At 67.5% G+C, this 18,587-nt stretch carries 16 protein-coding genes; 8 read left to right on the top strand and 8 right to left on the bottom strand.

Going from position 1 to position 18,587, the window contains the following annotated elements; genetic code table 11:
• Entirely contained in the window at positions 1–1,209 is a 1,209-nt protein-coding gene (locus HUA78_RS18090) for a DNA polymerase IV (protein WP_174457134.1), read from the bottom strand.
• Between the two features lie 60 nt (positions 1,210–1,269).
• Positions 1,270–2,271, bottom strand: coding sequence for an aldo/keto reductase (locus tag HUA78_RS18085; protein ID WP_174476807.1), 1,002 nt, complete (start codon positions 2,269–2,271; stop codon positions 1,270–1,272).
• An 82-nt stretch (positions 2,272–2,353) separates the two neighbouring features.
• Between HUA78_RS18085 and HUA78_RS18080 the strand changes: the two genes are divergently transcribed.
• A complete protein-coding gene (locus HUA78_RS18080; protein WP_174457132.1) occupies positions 2,354–3,274 on the top strand; it encodes a LysR family transcriptional regulator in 921 nt (306 codons plus the stop codon).
• A 30-nt stretch (positions 3,275–3,304) separates the two neighbouring features.
• Positions 3,305–3,934 (top strand): HAD-IA family hydrolase, encoded by a 630-nt coding sequence (locus HUA78_RS18075; protein ID WP_174461841.1) that lies wholly within the window; start codon positions 3,305–3,307, stop codon positions 3,932–3,934.
• 113 nt (positions 3,935–4,047) lie between these two features.
• On the opposite strand, the gene rpsD is transcribed toward HUA78_RS18075, so the two are convergent.
• Positions 4,048–4,680, bottom strand: coding sequence for a 30S ribosomal protein S4 (rpsD, locus tag HUA78_RS18070; protein ID WP_141644875.1), 633 nt, complete (start codon positions 4,678–4,680; stop codon positions 4,048–4,050).
• Positions 4,681–5,318: 638 nt separating this feature from the next.
• Between rpsD and HUA78_RS18065 the strand changes: the two genes are divergently transcribed.
• A complete protein-coding gene (locus HUA78_RS18065; RefSeq protein ID WP_371745606.1) occupies positions 5,319–5,888 on the top strand; it encodes a hypothetical protein in 570 nt (189 codons plus the stop codon).
• Between the two features lie 80 nt (positions 5,889–5,968).
• Here HUA78_RS18065 and HUA78_RS18060 read toward each other — a convergent pair whose 3' ends face one another.
• Positions 5,969–6,265: a hypothetical protein gene (locus HUA78_RS18060; protein ID WP_174466396.1), complete on the bottom strand. Its 297-nt coding sequence runs from the start codon at positions 6,263–6,265 to the stop codon at positions 5,969–5,971.
• Positions 6,266–6,324: 59 nt separating this feature from the next.
• Between HUA78_RS18060 and HUA78_RS18055 the strand changes: the two genes are divergently transcribed.
• Positions 6,325–6,726, top strand: a complete 402-nt coding sequence (locus HUA78_RS18055) for a hypothetical protein (protein WP_174461844.1) — start codon at positions 6,325–6,327, stop codon at positions 6,724–6,726.
• A gap of 15 nt (positions 6,727–6,741) precedes the next feature.
• Here the strand turns inward: HUA78_RS18055 and HUA78_RS18050 are convergent, their stop codons facing one another.
• Positions 6,742–7,008 carry a hypothetical protein gene (locus HUA78_RS18050; RefSeq protein ID WP_174461845.1) on the bottom strand — a complete coding sequence of 89 codons (267 nt, stop codon included), beginning with the start codon at positions 7,006–7,008 and terminating at the stop codon, positions 6,742–6,744.
• A 74-nt stretch (positions 7,009–7,082) separates the two neighbouring features.
• Here HUA78_RS18050 and HUA78_RS18045 point away from each other — a divergent pair, with 74 nt between their 5' ends.
• Complete coding sequence (locus HUA78_RS18045; RefSeq protein ID WP_174466397.1) at positions 7,083–9,035, top strand: hypothetical protein; 1,953 nt, start codon at positions 7,083–7,085, stop codon at positions 9,033–9,035.
• A gap of 190 nt (positions 9,036–9,225) precedes the next feature.
• On the opposite strand, the gene HUA78_RS18040 is transcribed toward HUA78_RS18045, so the two are convergent.
• Positions 9,226–11,676, bottom strand: coding sequence for a VCBS repeat-containing protein (locus HUA78_RS18040; protein ID WP_174461847.1), 2,451 nt, complete (start codon positions 11,674–11,676; stop codon positions 9,226–9,228).
• Positions 11,677–11,949: 273 nt separating this feature from the next.
• Here HUA78_RS18040 and HUA78_RS18035 point away from each other — a divergent pair, with 273 nt between their 5' ends.
• A complete protein-coding gene (locus HUA78_RS18035; RefSeq protein WP_174476806.1) occupies positions 11,950–13,818 on the top strand; it encodes a protein kinase in 1,869 nt (622 codons plus the stop codon).
• Between the two features lie 9 nt (positions 13,819–13,827).
• Here the strand turns inward: HUA78_RS18035 and HUA78_RS18030 are convergent, their stop codons facing one another.
• A complete protein-coding gene (locus HUA78_RS18030) occupies positions 13,828–14,793 on the bottom strand; it encodes an RluA family pseudouridine synthase (RefSeq protein ID WP_174457125.1) in 966 nt (321 codons plus the stop codon).
• Positions 14,790–15,941 (bottom strand): serine/threonine-protein kinase, encoded by a 1,152-nt coding sequence (locus tag HUA78_RS18025; RefSeq protein ID WP_174457124.1) that lies wholly within the window; start codon positions 15,939–15,941, stop codon positions 14,790–14,792. The genes HUA78_RS18030 and HUA78_RS18025 overlap by 4 nt, the downstream gene beginning before the upstream one ends.
• 130 nt (positions 15,942–16,071) lie before the next feature.
• Here HUA78_RS18025 and HUA78_RS18020 point away from each other — a divergent pair, with 130 nt between their 5' ends.
• Both HUA78_RS18020 and HUA78_RS18015 read left to right on the top strand, forming a co-directional pair.
• The gene (locus HUA78_RS18020) at positions 16,072–18,120 is read left to right on the top strand and encodes a serine/threonine-protein kinase (protein ID WP_174461850.1); all 2,049 of its coding nucleotides are present in this window, start codon (positions 16,072–16,074) and stop codon (positions 18,118–18,120) included.
• A gap of 153 nt (positions 18,121–18,273) precedes the next feature.
• Positions 18,274–18,561: a hypothetical protein gene (locus tag HUA78_RS18015; RefSeq protein ID WP_174457122.1), complete on the top strand. Its 288-nt coding sequence runs from the start codon at positions 18,274–18,276 to the stop codon at positions 18,559–18,561.
• The last annotated feature ends 26 nt before the right edge of the window (positions 18,562–18,587 follow it).

The following is an 18,587-nucleotide window of genomic DNA, read 5'->3' as shown; positions in this document are numbered from 1 at the left end:
TCAGCGCTTGGGTTTGTCCTTGTCCACGGGGCGCTCGGAGCGGTGCTCGTCGCCACCCGGGGCGTCGCTGCCCGCGATGTCCGCGGTGGTGATGGCCTTGCTGCCGAAGCGCTCCGCGATTCTATCCAGCGCCGCGTTCAGCTTCGCCGTCCGGGGCGGCGCGGCGGGGAAGAGTCCGAGCTGGGGCGGCACCTCGTCGAGCTGCACGCTCACCCCGGTGAGGCGGATGGGCTTGCCCTCGTGTGAGCGCTCCAGCAACTCCAGCGCGGTGCGATAGAGCGTCTGCCCGTCGTCCGTCGCCTCACGCAGCGTGGTGCGGCGGGTGAGGAGCGTGAAGTCCGAAAGCTTCAGCTTGAGCTGCACCACGCGGCCCTTCACGCCCGCGCGCCGCAGGCGCCGAGCCACGCGCAGCGCCTGGGCATGCACGTGGGGCTTGAGGGTCTCCACGCCCGCGAGGTCTTCCTCGAAGGTGTCTTCGGCGCCCACGCTCTTGGCCGCGCGGTCCGGCACCACCTCGCGCATGTCGATGCCCTGCGACAGCTCCCACAGGTGCCGACCGCTGGTGCCCAGCCGCGCCTCCAGCCACTCCGGGTCCTTCGTCGCCACGTCGCCGATGGTCTTCAGCCCCGAGCGCTGGAGGGCCTCCTCCGTCTTCGGCCCCACGCCCCACAGGCGCGACACCGGCAGGCCCGCGAGGACCGCCACCGTCTCCTCCGCGCGGACCTCCCGCTGGCCGTTGGGCTTGGCCAGGTCCGAGGCGATCTTCGCCACGAACTTCACCGTGGCGATGCCCGCGGACGACGGCAGCTTCAGCTCGTCCGCGATGTCCTTGCGGATGCGCCGCGCGATATCCGCGGGCGAGCCGAACAGGCCCACCGAGGCCGTGACGTCCAGGAAGGCTTCATCCAGGGACAAGGGCTCGATGAGCGGGGTGTAGCGCTCGAAGATGGAGAAGACCTGCTCGCTGGCCTCCGCGTACGCGGGGAAGCGTGGCTTGACGATGATGGCATGGGGCGCGGCCTTCACCGCGCGCGCCATGGGCATGGCGCTGCGCACACCGAAGGGTCTCACTTCATAGGACGCGGCGACGACCACTCCTCGCTGGGCATGCCCGCCAACGATGACAGGTTTGCCCTTCAGGGCTGGGTTGTCCCGCTGCTCCACGGACGCATAGAAAGCGTCCATGTCCACGTGGATGATGGCTCGCATCGCACCAACCACTCTAGCGGCTCTGTCTGACGTTGCAGGGGCTCCAATTAGGCTTGGGCGCTACCGGCGCTCGCTGTCCAGCAAGCGCATCTGCTCGGGCCCATAGCGTCCACCGGAGACAGCCCCGAGCGAGTCGAGCGCGGCGACGTCTTCGCTCGTCAGGGGCCGATTCAAGGCCCCCAGCGCGTCGTCGAGCTGTGCCACGTTCTTCACCCCGATGACTGGCACGAACCCGGGCTGTCGTGCGAGCACCCAGGCGATGGCGAGCTGTGCGGGCGACATCCGCCGCTCGTGCGCGAAGCGGTGGAGCGAACCCACCACGTCCTCGTTCTTCTCGCGATGCTCGCCACTGAAGCGGGGCAGATGGGCGCGGAAGTCACCGGCGCCGGTGGGCTTGCTCCCGGTCAACAGGCCTCGGGAGAGGACGCCGTAGAGCGTCGCGCTGATGCCGAGCTCCCGGAGGGTAGGGAAGATGGTCGACTCGGGACCCCGGCTCGCGAGGGAGTACTCGATTTGCAGGTCGGCGATGGGGTGGACGCGGTGCGCGCGGCGGAGGGTTTCGGCGCCGACCTCGGAGAGGCCGATATGGCGGACGTACCCCGCCTTCACCAGGTCCGAAATCGCGCCGATGGTCTCCTCGATGGGGACGTTCGGGTCCAGCCGTGCGGGGCGGTAGATGTCGATGACGTCGACGCCCAGGCGCTTCAGCGAATACGTGGCGAAGTTCTTCACGGCGGCGGGGCGTAGGTCCATGCCGAGCCAGCTCCCATCCGGGCCCCGGAGCGCGCCGAACTTCACGGAGAGCTGGACCCGCTCGCGGCGCCCGGCGATGGCGCGTCCCACGAGCAGCTCGTTGTGGCCCATGCCATAGAAATCGCCCGTGTCGAGCAGCGTGACGCCGCGCTCAATGGCCGCGTGCACGGTGCGCAGGCTCTCATCGTCGTTGGTGGCGCCGTACATGCCGGACATGCCCATGCATCCCAGGCCGAGTGGGAAGACCTCGGGGCCCGTGGTGCCTGGCTTCACCGTGTGCCGCGTCTGCCTGGCTTCGTGCGTGCTCATCGCGTCTCCCTTTGTCGTGCCGACGCCACAAGAATTCGCGAATCGCCATCCTGGAATCCAATCAATAGGATGCATCCCGAACATGAACGCCATCTATGAGAAGTCGCTGGACCTCAACCTGCTGCGCGTCTTCGTCGTCGTGGCCGAGCTGGGCAGTGTCACCGCTGCTGCGGCGCGCCTCTATCTCACGCAGCCCGCGGTGAGCGCGGCGCTGAGGCGCCTGACGTCAGCGGTGGGCTCACCGCTGTTCGTCCGGGATGGGCGCGGACTCGTTTTGAGCGCGCGGGGGCGGCGACTGCTGGCCTCCGCGAGGCCACACCTGGAGGCCCTGGTGGAGGCCGCGCTGGCTCCCGCCGCGTTCGACCCACGGACGAGCGAGCGAACGGTGCGCCTTGGCCTCTCCGACGCGAGTGAGTCCTGGCTCCTGCCGCGCCTGCTCCACGTGCTCGCGAGTGAGGCCCCTCACCTGAAGCTCGTCGTGCTTCCGGTGCAGTTCCGCACCGTGGGAGGGTTGCTGAGCGCGTCGGCGGTGGACCTGGCGGTGACGGTGGCGGATGAGCTGCCTTCGGGCATGCGGCGACTGGAGCTGTTCACCGAGCACTTCACGTGTCTGCACGACGCGCGTCGGCTTCGCCTCGGGAAGACGCTCACACTGGAGCGCTACCTGGCGCAGGAGCACGTCATTGTCTCGTACAACGGAGACCTGCGCGGCGTGGTGGAAGATGTGCTCGGCCACCAGCGGCGGGTGAGGGTGTCGATTCCCACGTTCCATGGCCTGGGCGCCCTCCTGGAGAACAGCACGCTCGTCGCGACCGTGCCGGGGATGGTCGCTCGGGACGTGGTGGCGCTGCGCCCGTTCCTTCGTCCGTTGAAGCCGCCCTTCACGTTGAGAGGCGCTCCCATGGAGTTGCTCTGGCGGAGCGCGTCCGAGGACGACGAGGCCATCCGCTTCGTCCGCGAGCAGGTTGTCAGCGTGGTGCGGAGCCTGCGGCGCGCGTCGTGAGGGGTTTCTGGTATGACTCCGCGGCGCCTCATGTCTCCCTATCGCCTGGTCATCTTCGACTTCGACGGCACCTTGGCGGACTCCCTGCCGTGGTTCCGCTCCGTCTTCAACGACATGGCCGACCGCTTCGGCTTCTCACGGCTGACGCCGACGGAGTTCGAGGCGATGCGAGGCATGTCCGGACGCGAAATCATGGCGCACACGAAGGTGCCCATGTGGCGGCTGCCCGCCATCGTCAGCTACATGCGCAAGCAGAAGCTGTCCGCCGCCTCCTCCACTCCCTTGTTCCCGGGCGTGCCGGAGCTGCTCGCGGAGCTGAAGCACGCCGGCGTGACGGTGGCCATCATCAGCTCGGACAGCGAGGTGTCGGTGCGCTCGGTGCTGGGCCCCGTCGTCGAATCGGTGACGCACTTCGACTGTGGCGCCGCCATCTTCGGAAAGGCCGCGAAGTTCCGACGCATGCTCAAGCGCGCCGGGGTGACGACGGCCGAGGCCCTGTCGGTGGGCGACGAGATTCGCGATATCGAGGCGGCGCGAGAGGCTCGCATCCCCGCCGCCGCCGTGGGATGGGGCTACACGCTGGCGGACGCACTGGCGCGCCATGCTCCCGCGCACCTGTTCCACTCCGTGGCGGAGCTGAAGGCGGCGCTGCTGCCCTGAGCACCCAGGCGCCTCGGTGTGACGCGCCTGGGCGTCCGTCGACCGGGGCCTCGGGCGCGAATGGGAGGCCCTGGAGCCCGACCCATTCGCGGTGATTCCGAGTGCCCGTCGTGTCAGCTGCGCTGCGCGTAGTACTCGACGATGAACGGCTCGTTCACGTCGACGGGAATCTCTTCCCGCTCCGGGGTGCGCACGAAGCGCAGGCCCTCTCCGTCACCGAGCACCTGCACGTACGGCGGCACGGAGCGCCCCTTCATCCGCTCGAAGGACTCGCGGACGATGAGCAGCTTCAGGTGGGCGGGGAGGTAGCGAATCTCGCTGCCCGGCTTGACGCGGAAGCTGGGGATGTCCGTCGCGGCGCCATTCACCTGGAAGTACCCGTGGCGGACGAACTGGCGCGCCTGGCGGATGCTCGTGGCCAGCCCCGCGCGCAACACCAGCGCGTCCAGGCGGCTCTCCAGCAACTGCAACAACACCGTGCCCGTGTTGCCCGGCGAGCGACGCGCTTCCATGAACGCGCGGCGGCACTGCTTCTCCAGCAGGCCGTAGTACAGCTTCAGCTTCTGCTTCTCCCTTAGCCGCCGGGAGAAGTCGCTGTTGCCCATGCGCGCCGTGGCGCCGTGCTGGCCGGGCGGATAGGGACGCCGCAGCACCGGGTCCTTGTCCGGGTCCTTCGCGGTGATTCGCGAGAGCGGAATCCCCAGTCGCCGGCACATCTTGCCCCTCGGTCCCAGATCACGTGCCACGTCTCGTCCCTCCGTATCCGGCTCGATGCTGTCGAGCTCAGTTGATTTTGATAATCAGTATCAATATCAAGATCAGTACCGTGAATACGGGCCTCGGGTCAAGCCCCACCGTGCGAGTTGGGAGTGAGGGGCGCTCACGGACGGTGTCGTCCGGGCATCGCGGGTGAGGGGGACCCCGGGGTCCGCGAGGCCCGGAAGCAGGTCCACGCGTGCGCGGGTGGAGGACGCGACGAGGCGCGACTTCGGGCGTCGGCGCGGGCTGTCGCGGGGCATCAGGTGATGGCTTGCGAGATGCCAGCCGGGTGCAAACCCAGCCATGGTGCGTCAACCGACCAGGGGCATGTGAGTTGCTGGGGCGTGGGGTCCGAGCTGACAGCTTTCAGCCGACTCGAAGGACGCGCGGGCTCCCGGTTCTTTCCCTTGCACGAAGTGAGTGGTCAAACGAGACACCCGCGGCTTCTCGGAGCCTGGGAGATGAGAGGCGACGCTGGCAAATTATGACGCCGGTGCGTTGCATTCTGCGCCGACGGTCTTGTGCTGTGAGTCGTTGAGGGAGGGCAGTAGAGTCCTCGTTCTCCTTTCATCGGAGTCTCCCCTCTATGACTGTCTTCAAGAATATTGCCTTTGCGTGTGCCGCCGTGTCTCTCGCCGCCTGTGGTGGTGGTGTTCCCGAGGGCACCGCTCCGCAGGAGACCTTGGACGAGCAGCAGGCCGCGCTGACGACCAGCTCCTTCGGGGGGTGTTCGTTCACCATCTCCTCGGCCGTGATTCCCGTGGAGCTTCCTCCTCGCTATGCCATCACCCTGACGCGCAATGCCTCGGGGACGTGTCCGTATCCCGCGGGCAGCGTGGAGTTGGGTCGCTCCTACAGCACGCCGCACATCGCCGTGCTGGGGACGGGCGTGGGGCTGGCGACGGCCTTCTCGACGAAGCATTCCCCGAGCGGTAGCGCCAACACGCAGTGCAGGGTCAGCCACATCGATCCGGCCACGCTCGCGAAGGTGCGGGACGATACCATCGTGGTGAACTTCGGCGCGGGCAATGTCCCTGTCTGCAACCTGGACAAGACCGATGCTGGCGCCACGCTGGTCGCCTACGGCACGAAGACGGGCCCGCTCCCGGGCGAGACGGGGAGCGGCAGCAACTACGTGGCCACGTATTACAACTACTTCACCAGCACCACGCCGCCTGTCTATTACGCCTACTGAGACGGCGCGCGGCCCGCGGAGTTACTCCTCCGCGGGCCGTCGGTTTCCTCTCAGCGGTCCGGTGTCCCGAGCACTCCGGCTCAGGGGCAGGTGCCGCTCTTGTCGAACACGGCCGTGAAGGAAGCGCCGTTGTTGTAGACCTGCGGCTTCTTCATCCGGTAGCCCTGCGCCGACTCGTTCCCAGGGAGCGTCGGGTACTGGGACATGGCGCCGTCCACGTAGACATGGGGCACGCAGCCGCTGGCGTTGTTGGCGGTGAACGCGAAGCGCGGTGGATTGTGTGTCGGGTCCGCGACGAGGTTCTCCACGTGCAGCCCCTGGCCCGGTAGGGCAGCCACTTCCGCCACCGCCCGCGCTTCCAACAGTCCATGCCGCATGCTCTGGCTGAAGTGGTAGGCTTCACGCGCCGTATCGACCTCAAGCCAGGAGATTGTCGATGAAGCCGAGCTTCATTGTCGGAGGACTGTGGGCCCTGTGCGTGCTGGTGGGCTGTGGTGGCGCGGAACAGGAGCCTTCCGAGCAGACGGTGTCGGAGCAGGCCGTGACGTGCCAGCAGGCCTGTCAGTCCGAGTACCTTGCCTGCATGCGGGAGAACGCCGGAAGCGGCCCGGGCAAGGCGCTGTGTGCCCAATCCCTCACGTGGTGTCGCGCGGCTTGTCCCCCGGCGCTCGGGGCCGAGGCGACGGTGTCCGAGAAGCCCGCTCACCTGCTGCCGCCATGCGCGTCGTATGAAAGCTTTATGTGCTCGGGGGCCTCCAGCGAGGTCGTCTGCTACCACGACAACGGGCAGTTGGGTGGCTGTACCTGCTCAGAAGAACTCATCTGGAGTTGCTACTGAGGGGCTCGCCTCTCTTCAGCCCGTGGGGCGGAGCACGCCACTGTCGTTGGCGTCCTCCTCCTCATGGAACCCGATGAAGCAGTTCGCGATGACCTGAAGCAGCTCGCGGTCCGCGAGAGGATGACAACGGGCGGCGAGCCAGCCGTCTTTCGTCCGGGCCACCCGGGCAAGAATCGGCTCGGGCGGGATGCGCCCGTGTCTCAAGCGCGTCATCGCGAAGGTGATGGGCGAGTAGCGCCGGGCCGGAGAGAAGCGGCGGGTCCTCTCGATGACAGTTCCCACGAGATGCGAGGCCCGGTGGGCGCGGCGCGCTCCGACTTTCTGTTTGGATTCGACTCCCACCCCTGGGAGTCCCCATGCGAACGTGTCGTGCAGCCGAGTCTGCCGTCGCCGGAGTCTTGCTCGTCGTCTCCACCTTGTTCCTGGGCTGCACGGGAGGGGAGGCTGACGAGCCCCCCGAGCCGCTCGACGGCGTTGTCCTGGCGCGACAGGGGCAGGGGTTGGTGGACGGCAGCAACATCACCGAGTACGCCGCATCGTGTCGCGCGGAGCTGGGGCGGCTGACGGACGCCACGTTCAACTGCCGGGACGGGACGCTGCTGCACACCACCAACACGCCCGACGGCATGACCTGTGACAAGCCGGTGTGGCTGGACCTTGGCGGCAAGTACTGCGTCGACAATGCACGCCTCTTGAAGCTCAAGACGAGCAACCCGAACACGGAGGCGCGAGTCATCTGCCGCCGCTACAAGGCGGGGCTGGATACGTCGGAGAGCTTTCAGGATGTCGCCATCGTCGTCGCCAACAAGACGTCGGGGGCGACATGCTACTTCCAGGCCTTGAGCGGCAGCGGCGCGGACCTCAATGGCAAGAATGTGCCCAATCCGATGGCGGACCCCGCTTCCGCGGATGCGGCGGAGCGCGCCGCCGCCACGGCGGCCAGGGCGTTCTACATCAGCCCTCAACGGCTCCGGGACAACTCCAGCCTGCACTGCTCCAAGTGCCATGACAGTGACCCCTGGATGCACTCGCCCTACATCGACCAGGTGGCGGCGACCGCGGATGGGTTGCCCGCGGGATTCAAGAAGGGGAAGTACAAGCTCGTCGAGGAGGCCTATCTCACGAACGCAGGGCGTGGGTGGCCCAAGCCGGAGACGGTCACCACCGCTCAAGTGAAGGACGGTGATGGGAATGTCGGCAATCAGGAGTGCACCACCTGTCACCGCATCGGCACCAAGAACACGTGCGCGGACTGGTTCCCCAGGTCCGTCGACAAGGCCGCCATCCCTGGACGCAACGCGGCGAACGGCGTGTGGCCGAAGAGCCACTGGATGCCGGAAGTGCTTCCCGCCACGAAGGCCGAGTTCCATACGCTCTATGACAACCACATCAAGGCGATCGAGTGCTGCTGCACCACGCCGTGGAAGCTGGGCTGCACCACCTTCACCGACCTGACGGACCTGACCAAGAAGCGTCAAGGAACAGGCGCGGTGGATTTCAAGCCCGGTGCGCAGAAGTGTGTGGATGGCACGACGGGGGTGGTGGCGCTCGGCGTCAGCATCGCTCCCATTGTTGTCGCGGCGCGAGGCTCCGGAGAGAACTCCTGCACCTCACCCCTCACGGCGCCGCTCTGTGCGAGCTTCACCATCGAGCGCACCGATTTGGAAGGCACCACCACCACGCTCACCGAAGGGCCCAACGGCGCCCCGTTGATGGCCTGCGCCAGTCATCCCCAGTCGCCCTATCCAGGGCCTCACGAGTCATTCCTCCCTCTGGAGCCAGGCGACCTGGTGACGCTCTCCACGCCGCAGCGGTATGCCTTCGCGGACAACCATGACCTGCTCGAGTTCGTGGGGTGGCAGGTTTCGGAAAACTGCCCCTGTGCGAATGGTGGCAGCACGACGTGTCAGTTCCGCACTCGCGGCAGCCGCCACTGGTACGGAACGGATCCCGAATTGCCAGAGGTGACGTACGAGGGCGACCCGGAGGGCTTTCATTGCCAGGCGCTCTACCAGCGCACGGAGGTCTGTCGAACTCCCGACGCGGGCGTGGATGCCGGCACGGACGCGGGCGTGGATGCCGGATACGACGGGGGCCCAGGTGACGCGGGTTGGGATGGCGGCGTGCTCGACGCGGGAATCGCTGACGCGAGTGTCGACGCGGGAGTGGCCGACGCGGGAATCACTGACGCGGGGGTGAAGCGCTGTGATGGCGGAGTGAGCGTCCGTGTTCCTGTCGGCGAGGGCGGCCCCACTCCCGTCGAGGACTGCGAGGTGACCGAGCAACCCGAGGAGCCCGAGGAGCCTTGAGCCAGGGCCTGTCTGAATGAGCCCACGGGCCGGTGCGCACGCCGCATGGCACCGGTCCGATGGTCCTTGGGGGGCCTCGTTGGACCTCGTCTGGAGTCCCCTACCGAGGGGACTGCGCCAGTCGCCCTGAACCGCGACGCCCTCCAGCGTCCCGTGATGCCTCACGGGGGCTGGAGGGTGTCACGTCCCATCAGTGCTGCCACTCCTTGCCCATGGGCAGCTCTCCGGCGCGCACGCCGGTCCTGCTCTGCGTGCTCGTGGTCTGCGTGCTCGAGAAGGTGACGGTGTAGAACCCGCCCGTCTCGGGCGTGCCCGCTCGAGGCGTGTAGACGGCGATGTCCGTCTTCCCATCGCCGTCGTAGTCGCCCGTGACGGGAACGTCGCTGACTCCTCCGAGGAACTTCACGTGGGACGTCCCGGTGGAGCTATGCAAGATGGTGAAGTAGCCGCCGCCGTCATTCGCGGGCCAGCGGGGCGTATAGAGCGCCCGGTCACTGGCGCCATCGCCGTCGTAGTCGCCAATGACAGGAATGTCTCCCACCTGTCCCATCGTGTCCCAATCCCAGAACCCTCCCGTTCCCTGTAGCACCCAGACAGAGAACCAGCCGCCCCAACCCGTACTGCTCTTGTACTTGTACAGGGCGAAGTCATCCCTGCCGTCTTCATCGAAGTCTCCGACGACGGGCACGTCGTCGGGTTCGCCAGCCTTGAAGAGGATGGGTTCGGGGTCTCCAGTCTGGCTCGAGATCCACTTGAACTGTCCATAGACGAGATTGGGAGGGGTCCCCTCGGGAGTCGGGAAGCGTTGGTACACGGCGATGTCAGTGATCCCATCGCCGTCGTAGTCCGCGGCAAGGGGGATGTCGCCAGGCCCGCCCAGGCCGAACCAGCTCCAGTGTTGTCCCTGGCTCCGCCACACCGAGAAGAACCCAGGCGTAGTGGCGCTCCAGGCAGGGGTGTAGACGGCGAAGTCCGTGAGGCCATCGCCATCATAGTCACCCGTGAGCGAGATGTCCCCGGGGAGCCCACCCGCGAGGCCCATCGGTCTTGGCAGGGAGCTGGTCTTCACCGTGAGCAGTCCCGTCTGGGGCATCGCGGGTGATTTCCAATACCAGGTGAAGTCCGACTTACCATCCCCATCGAAATCATCCTTCCGCTGATACATGGGCGTATCCGTGTAGACGTGTACTTCCCATGGACCAAAGGTGTCCTCCCATCCCCCTAGACTGGAGCTGTATGGAATGGGGCTGCGCTGCTCGAAGAGGCTGCGAGCGGGCAGCGTGCCATTCCATGTCTGCGGGTGAATGGTGGCGGTGATGGGGCTGGGCGTGGGATTGGCGACGATGACGACATGGTGTTGACCGATTTTGCGGTGCGTGCCTTCGAGTCCAGGAGTCAGCATCAAACCCCAAGCGCCGTCCGCGACCAGCGCGGGTTCCAGGATGCGAAGCTGAGAGGCGACCTTCTTGATGTCCCACCAGAGCTGGGAGTCCTGCTCGATGGCATCCGTCCCCCACCAGAAGATGCCACGCGCCCCATGGATGATGGAGGAGTAGGCCATGAAGCGAGTCTCGATGTAGTTGGGACGCCGTCCTGTCAGCGGGTTCTGCCAAGTGGAGCAGCACTCCCCTCCGCCCTGTCCCTGGAGCACCATCAGGATGGGGCCCTTGGCGACATAGGGCGACGCGGAGTCCTGATCATAGAGCACCTGCATGGCATCGAGGGTTTCTGCTGGACCCATGAGCGGGGCTTCCGGGAATGGCGGAGAGTAGCCTTCGAGCGTCACGTAGATGGGATACCTGTCGTGTCCCCACGCGTTCGCCCCGTCACTCCATTGCTCGTATGCGGCGGGGGAAAGGCCTGGCAGCAGGGGCCCCCCGGACGGAAAGCCACCCGCGTTGGGGGCGGCCACCTCCGTGTAATAGACCAGATGCGAGGGGTCCCTGGAATTGACGAACGCGCGGAAGCTCGTGGCCTCCGTCACGCTGGGAATGCGAGCACGCTGGCTCGTTGTCAGAACCAGGTTGACCCCTCCATCGGCAAACTGCGCGACCTGCCCTGAACCGACCTTGTTCCAGCCCATCTCGTCCTGGCTTTCGTAGCCGAGGAATGCAGGCTTGCCCTTCAGTGCCTGGATCTTGAGGTCCAGGTCGCTGCCGATATGGTGCTGGGCGTCCTTCTCTCGCACCCAGTGCAGTTCACTGAGTGCCCCTCCCCGATCGCTCCAATTCCAGGCGCTGCCCAGGGCATGGACCCCGTGCGACTCCATCTTGTCCAGGTCGGCGGGAGTCAGGTCATGGATGTCCACGATGACGGCATTGAATCCCGCGCGACCCAGTTCTCCGAGCCCGAGGTCAGTCTTGTCAAGGCTTGGGAGAAGATCCGCCAGACCCGCGTCCGCGTAATCTCGTTTGGGGTAGTCGTAGGTGCCAATCACAAAGAAGCGCTGGCCGTTTTGAATCCAGAAGGGCACTGGTGGTGGAGGCTCTGTCTCCGTGGGGTTGCAGATGGGCCGCGTGTCGCCGGGGAGGCAATTGGGGTCCGCGAAGGAGAGTTGGGGTACGACGAGGCCCAGGCCAGCGACACAGGCCGCCAGCACCAGTCTTCGTCGTCTTGAGGTTTCTCGAGGAGTGGGGGTCATGCGGCGTGTATACAATAGGACGATTGCCGGCAGGGCTTTCATTGTCAGGCGCTACCAGCGCACGGATGTCTGTCGAACCCCCGTCGAGGACCGCGCGGCGACCGAACAACCCGAGGAGCCCGAGGCACCTTGACCCGGGGTGGGTCTGAAGGCCCATACGGCTGGTGCGTTCGCTGCATGGCGCCCGTCCGATTGTCCTTGGGCCTCCATGGACTCCCAGCCCAAGGGGTTGCTCTGGGCTGATGCGATTCGTGGGGCTACATTGCACGCCTCATGGATTCCGCCCCCTCCAAGCCCTTTGGTCGCTATTCGTTGGTGTCAAGGCTTGGCAAGGGCGGCATGGCGGAAGCGTGGCGCGCGCGGCTGGTGGGGGAGGCGGGCGTGACGAAGCCCGTGCTCATCAAGAAGGTGCTGCCGGAGTACGCGCAGGATGAGCGCTTCATCCAGATGTTCATCAGCGAGGCTCGCATCTCCGCGTCGCTGTCCCACGGCAACATCGCCCAGGTCTTCGACTTCGGACGGACGGAGGGCGAGCACTTCCTGGCGATGGAGCTGGTGGACGGGCCGCCGCTTCATCGCATCATCAAGCGCGCGCTCCAGCATGGCCTGAGCGCCGTGCCGGTGGCCCAGGCTGTCTTCATCGCGCTGGAGGTCTGTCGAGGGCTGCATTACGCGCACACGCGCGCGGACAGCCGGGGTGTTCCCCTGGGCATCGTCCATCGGGACGTCTCTCCGGAGAATGTCCTGGTCAGCTACGAGGGGCAGGTCAAGATCGTCGACTTCGGCATCGCCAAGGCGCGCGAACTGCGAGGGTTCAAGACCGAGCCCGGTGTGGTGAAGGGCAAGTACCTCTTCTTTTCGCCGGAGCAGGCGCGAGGCGAGGACGTCGACGCACGCACGGATGTGTGGGCGGCCGGTGTGGTGCTCTACCAGATGCTGTGCGGGCGTCTGCCGTTGCAGGGCCCCGAGTACGTGGTGATGCACCAGTTGCAGGAGGGGCGGTTCCCGTCACCGAGGACGCTGCGCCCGGAGCTGCCCGTGGAGCTGGATGCCATCGTCCAGAAGGCGCTGGCCGTGAAGAAGGAGGAGCGCTTCGAGTCCGCGCACGCCTTCGCCGAAGCGCTCTCCGGGTTTCTCTATGCGACGACGCCTCGGTTCTCGCCCATGTCGGTGGCGTGGCTCGTCCAGACGCTGTTCACCATGGAGTTGCGTGAAGAGGGACGCGAGCCCCAGGTGCCCACGCCCTTTCGGGAGGAGCTGGCTCGCGCCGCGGAGACTCGCACTGTCGCCACGATGAACGAGGTTCCCGTGGTGACGCAGGTCTCCACCCACCGGTGGACCTCGTATCGACAAGGCCTGGGCGCGGGGCTTGGAGCCGCGCTCCTGTTCTCGGCGGCGCTGGGTGTGGTGACGTGGACGCTCAGCGGGAAGTCGAGCCCCAAGGTGTCGGCCCCCGCCCCGAAAGCGGAGCAGGCTTCCACGGCCCCATTGTCGCCCACGACAGGGGCCCCGGTGCCTTCAGACGAGCTGGCGGAGGTCCAGGTTCCGGCAGTCCCGTTGTCTCCCGAGAAGACCCCCGAGTTCGCCAGTCCGACGTCTCTGCCCGAGAGGGACGCGGGCACAGCGGCCGTCGCACCCGCTCGCGAGGACAAGTCCCCGACTGTCGCGGTCGCCATCCCCGTTGATGCTCCGAAGCCAGGGAGCGCGCCATCCGCTCCGCGTCCTCCTCCTGTCGTGTCCGCCGCGGGCGTCAAGGCGCTGTCGCCCGAAGACGAGTTCGCCGCGCTGATGAAGGCAGGGCGGTCCGCGGAGCAGGCAGGTCGTACCAAGGCCGCGATGGTCAGCTATCGCAAAGCCCTCGTGCTCAAAGACGGCTCGCATGAAGCCCGGAAGGAGCTGGGGCTCCTGCTGGTGAGCGGCTTCGAGTCGGAGAAGTCCTTGCGAGAGGGCGTGGTCCTGCTCCAGCACGTCGTTCGCGCGGATGGGGGCGATGCTCGCGCCTGGTTGTCGCTGGGGATGGCCTACCAATCCCTGGGAGACAGCAACCAGGCGGCGGAGGCCTTCAAGAAGTACCTCCTGCTGGTGCCCACGGGCGGCGCATCCAATGCGGCTCGGGCGATGCTCAAGTCCCTGGGGAAGTGAGCAGCCCCGTCAGCTCGCCGGACTCTCGTCCTCGCGCTCGCCGCGAGGCAGGGGCAGTCCCAGTCGCTCCAGCTCCGCGCGGAGCTCCGGGGGCAGGGGACTCGTTACATGCATCGGCTTCTTCGTCTCCGGATGCGCCAACCCGAGCGCCCGTGCATGCAGGAAGAAGCGCCCCAGCCCTGGCGCCTCGCGCCCGCCGTAGAGCGTGTCGCCGACGATGGGCGCGCCAATGCCCGCCATGTGCGCGCGCACCTGATGCAACACGCCCGTGAGGATGCGCACCTCCACCAGGCTGTACTCGCCCACGCGCGCCAGCACGCGGAAGCGCGACACCGCCTCGCGTGCGTCCTCGGCGCCGTGTGGCGCGGGCTCCACCCGGTCCGGGTGACGCGGGTGATGGCGCAGCGGCAGCTCGATGTCGCCCTCGTCCACCAGGGGCCCCGTCACCAGCGCGAGGTAGCGCTTGTCCACCGCGCGCTCACCGAAGGCCGCGCGGACGGCATCCCACGCGGTGCGCGAGCGCGCGGCCACCACCACGCCCGACGTCTCCACGTCCAACCGGTGGCACAGCCCGCCTTCGCGCGGGTCCACCGACGCCTGCGCGCACTCGGGGTAGCGCGCCACCAGCGCGTTGGCCACCGTGCCCGTCTCTCCCGACTGGAGCGGATGCGAGGGCCGGCCCGCGGGCTTGTCCACGAACACCAGCGCGGCGTCCTCGTGCAGCACGACGAGGGGGAACTCCTCGTCGGGCACCGCCTCGCGCGTCTCCTCCTCCACCACCACGGAGATCTGCTGCCCGGCCGTGAGCGTGAGGCCCTTCTTCGCCGCCCGGTGGTTCACCTTCACCGCGCCCGCATCGAAGAGTCGCTTGAGGCGCGCGCGCGACAGGCCCAGCGCCTCGCCCACGAAGAGGTCCACCCGCTGGCCCGCCTTGTCGGCGTCCACGGTGAAGGTGTGCAGCTTGGAGGGATTCACTCGGAAAGAGCCTCGTAGACTTCCTCGGCCGTCTGGAACCGGTCGTCCGGCTCCTTGCGGATGAGGCGGTGGGCCACGCGTGCGAACTGCGGGTCCCCATGAAGGTTCAGCGCCAGCACCGGCGGAGGCTCCGTCTCCAACACCTGCCGCCACAGCTCGTGCGGCGTCTTCGCATCGAAGGGAGGCCGCCCGCTGAGCAGCTCATAGAGGATGACGCCCAGACTGTACAGGTCCGAGCGCCCATCCAACGGCTCCCCGAGAATCTGCTCGGGCGCCATGTAGCGGTACGTGCCCACCAGCTTGCCCGCCTCGGTGATCGCCACGTCGTCCGCGAGGAACTTGGCCAGCCCGAAGTCCATCAGCCGCACCTGCCGGTCCTCGTCCACCATGACGTTGGACGGCTTCAAGTCCCGGTGCACCAGCCCGTGCCCGTGGATGTAGGCCAGCGCCTCGCACAGCTGGAGCATGGTGTCCTTCAGCCGTCCCATGCGCTCGGGACGGTTGAGGTCCTCCTCGCGCGGCGCCCGGCCGTCGTCCACCGGCTTGCGAGCCGCGGGCGGAGGCATGTCGAAGCCCTCCATCGAGTCGTCCGAGCCCGAGCCGGAGCCCGAGCCCAGTTCGTCCTCGCCTTCCGCCGCGCCGTAGGCGTCCAGGTCCTCGCTGGGAGGCTCCTCGTTGAAGGCGTCCATGCTGAACAGCCCCTCCGCCGCGGGGCGGGCGTCACCCGCCGCGTCCGCGTTGGAGATGCTGTCGCTGCCAGGGCCGAAGTCCTCGTCCGCGGTGCGGCGCACCGTCAACAGGCCGCGCGGCGTGGTGCCGCTGATGGGCGACAGCAGGTCGTCCCCTCGGATGTCCAGGTAGTGGCGCAGCGTGAGCCCTTCAATCAGCTCCATGGCCAGGTAGGGCCAGCCCTGATGGACCCCCGCCTCGAAGACCTTCACCACGTTGGGATGGGACAGGTCCGCCAGCGTCTCGAATTCACGCGCGAGTCGTCGCGCCGCCCGTTCGTCCAGCGCGGGGCCGGCCGACAGCAGCTTGAGCGCGACTTCGTCGTTGCTGCGGCGGTCCAGGGCCCGGTACACGGTGCCGGCCCCGCCGCTGCCGAGCGTCTCCAGGACGCGGTAGGGACCGATGACCTTCGGGGGCATGCGTGCGCGGATCCTACGGACGGCGTCGCGTCACGGTCAAACTTGATGATGCCTGGTTGCACGGTCCTGGGCAGAACACTCGGGCAGGCATTTCACTTTTCCAGGGAAACCTGGGAGAACCCTTCATCAAATGCAAGTCGGGAAGTATCAACTCGTCCGGAAGCTTGCCTCGGGGGGCATGGCGGAGGTCTTCCTCGCCAAGGCCGCGGGCCCCATGGGCTTCGAGAAGACGCTCGTCCTGAAGCGGATCCTCCCGCACCTGGCGGAGGACCCGGCGTTCGTGGAGATGTTCCTGGGAGAGGCGCGGCTGGCCGCGCAGTTGGAGCACCCGAACATCGTCCAGATTTTCGACTTCGGCGAGGCGGACGGCAGCTACTTCCTGGCGATGGAGTTCATCGACGGGCCCACGCTGCGGCGGCTGGTGAAGCGCGCGGCGGAGCAGCCCCTGCCGCCGATGATGTGCGCGAAGCTGGTGTCGCTCGCGGCGGAGGGCCTGTCCTTCGCGCACGACTTCTGTGATCCGGCGACTGGAGAGCCCCTGGGGCTCATCCACCGCGACGTGAGTCCGGACAACATCCTGGTGTCGCGGCAGGGCGCGGTGAAGGTGGTGGACTTCGGCGTGGCGAAGGTGGCGGGGCAGGGGCACCGCACGCAGACGGGCGTGGTGAAGGGGAAGGTGGCGTACATGCCACCGGAGCAGCTCCGGACGAAGCCGCTGGACCGGCGGGTGGACGTGTACGCGCTGGGGGTGGTGCTGTACGAGCTCCTGACGGGCAAGCGTCCCTTCGACGCGACGACCGAGGCGAGCACGATGCAGGCCATCCTGTTCGAGCCGTTCATCCCCGTGGTGGAGCGCCGGCCGGATGTGCCGGTGGCGCTGCAGAAGATTCTGGACCTGGCGCTCGCGAAGGAGCGGGACACCCGCTACGCGGACTGCCGTGCGCTCCAGGCGGACCTGGAGCGCTACCTGCTGTCGTCGGGCGAGTCCGTGGGGGCGTACCAGCTCGCGCAGTTCGTGGCGAAGCTGGTGGCGGAGGGAATGTCGGGGCCGGTGGTGGCCTCGCCCGCGGCGATGGGAGGTGCGACGCCCGCGAAGCCCGGGAGCACGCCGAAGTCCATGGCGGCGCCTCCAGAGGCGAAGGGGCCTCCGCCTCCGCCCGTGGACTCGACGTCGCCCACGACGCCCATGCCGCTGTCGGTGCGGGGGATGATTGCGGAGGGACGTCCGCAGCCCGTCTCGAATGAGGGCGGCAAGGGCTCGGACGCTCCGGAACGCGCGGCGAAGGCGGCGGGGGCTCGACGCAAGCCGGCCTCCCGTCCGATGCTGCCGGCGCAGGGTGGGGTGGCCTCCGAGGCTCGAAGCGCGGGTGAGGGATGGAACGCTTCGGGCATCGCCGCGGTGACAGCGCCCGCGGGGCCGTCGGGGGAGTCCGAGCGGGATGCGGAGGAGCGCGTCCCGACGAATGGCGGCGGGGCGGACGAGGACGCCATCTCCACGGGCGCGCAGGTGCGTGCCCCCAAGGCGAGCAAGGCCTCGACGGGACTCCTCGCCGTGCTCGTGGGTGGAGCGGTGCTCGTGCTCGGCGGCGTGGCGGTGGTGGCCACTCGGGGCGAGCAACCCATTGTCGTGGTGCCTCCTCCGCTTCCCTTGGGGAAGAGGCCGGAGGCGAAGCGTCCGTCGACGGTGGAGTCGCCCAAGCCTTCCACCGCGCAGGAGCGGGTCGCGGGCGGGGATGCCCCGGCGGCGGGACGGGAGCCGCAAGTGGCGGTGATGAAGGCGGAGCCTCCGCCCACCGCGCCGGTACCGTCACCGAAGGGGGTGACCGCGACGCCCGTGGAGAAAGCGCCGCCGGCTGTCGTGTCCGCTGCTGGCGGCACTTCCGCCGCGCCAGTACCCGTGTTGCCCGAGGTGAAACCTGTCGCGAAGGCCGCGCCGCCACCGCGCCCGCGCGCGAAGGTGGTGGCCACGGGCATGTTGGAGTTCCGCATCCGCCCCTATGCGAAGGTGGTGCTGAATGGGAAGGACCTGGGGCAGACGCCGATAGACCCCATCGCGGCGCCCGAAGGCAAGAACACCATCAAGCTCATCAATCATGAACTGGGCAAGGAAGTGACGCAGACGTTCGTGGTGAAGGCGGGGCAGAACAACACCTTCAAGTACAACTTCCACGCGGACTAGACGCATCTTGACCGTGAGGTGGGCGGGGCCTGACGCACCGCTCTTCCCGTGTCCCCGCCTGTGCCGGCGATGTCACCCGGCGGGGGTGGGGGCCCTGGAAAGTGGCCTGGGGCGGATGCGCATTGTCGGAATGAAATTGTAGGCTTTGCGCCCATGCACCTTGCAGAGAAATGGCTTTACGGGCTGGTTGGCGGCAGCGGGGCTTTGCTGCTCGTGTTCTTCATCCGCGCGATTGAGCTTGAAAGTCGCGGCGTCAGTGGCGGCCCGGATTTGGAGCTGTTGGCCTTCCCCGCCGCCTCGATGATTCCCGCCTCCGGGCTGCTCTGGCTGTTCTTCGGGCACAAGCTGGAGAATCACAAGCTGTGGATCATCGTGTCCACGCCGCTCCTGTTCGTGCTCACGGTGGTGGCCGCGGGCGTTCTCGTGCCTGTCTCCTACTGACCAGGCCGAGCCGAGCGCCCGGGCTC

The sequence above is a fragment of the Myxococcus sp. CA033 genome (genome assembly GCF_013336625.1).
Taxonomy (GTDB): domain Bacteria; phylum Myxococcota; class Myxococcia; order Myxococcales; family Myxococcaceae; genus Myxococcus; species Myxococcus llanfairpwllgwyngyllgogerychwyrndrobwllllantysiliogogogochensis.
Note: the sequence above shows the minus strand (reverse complement) of the source record. Positions and strands in the feature narration are given on the sequence as shown.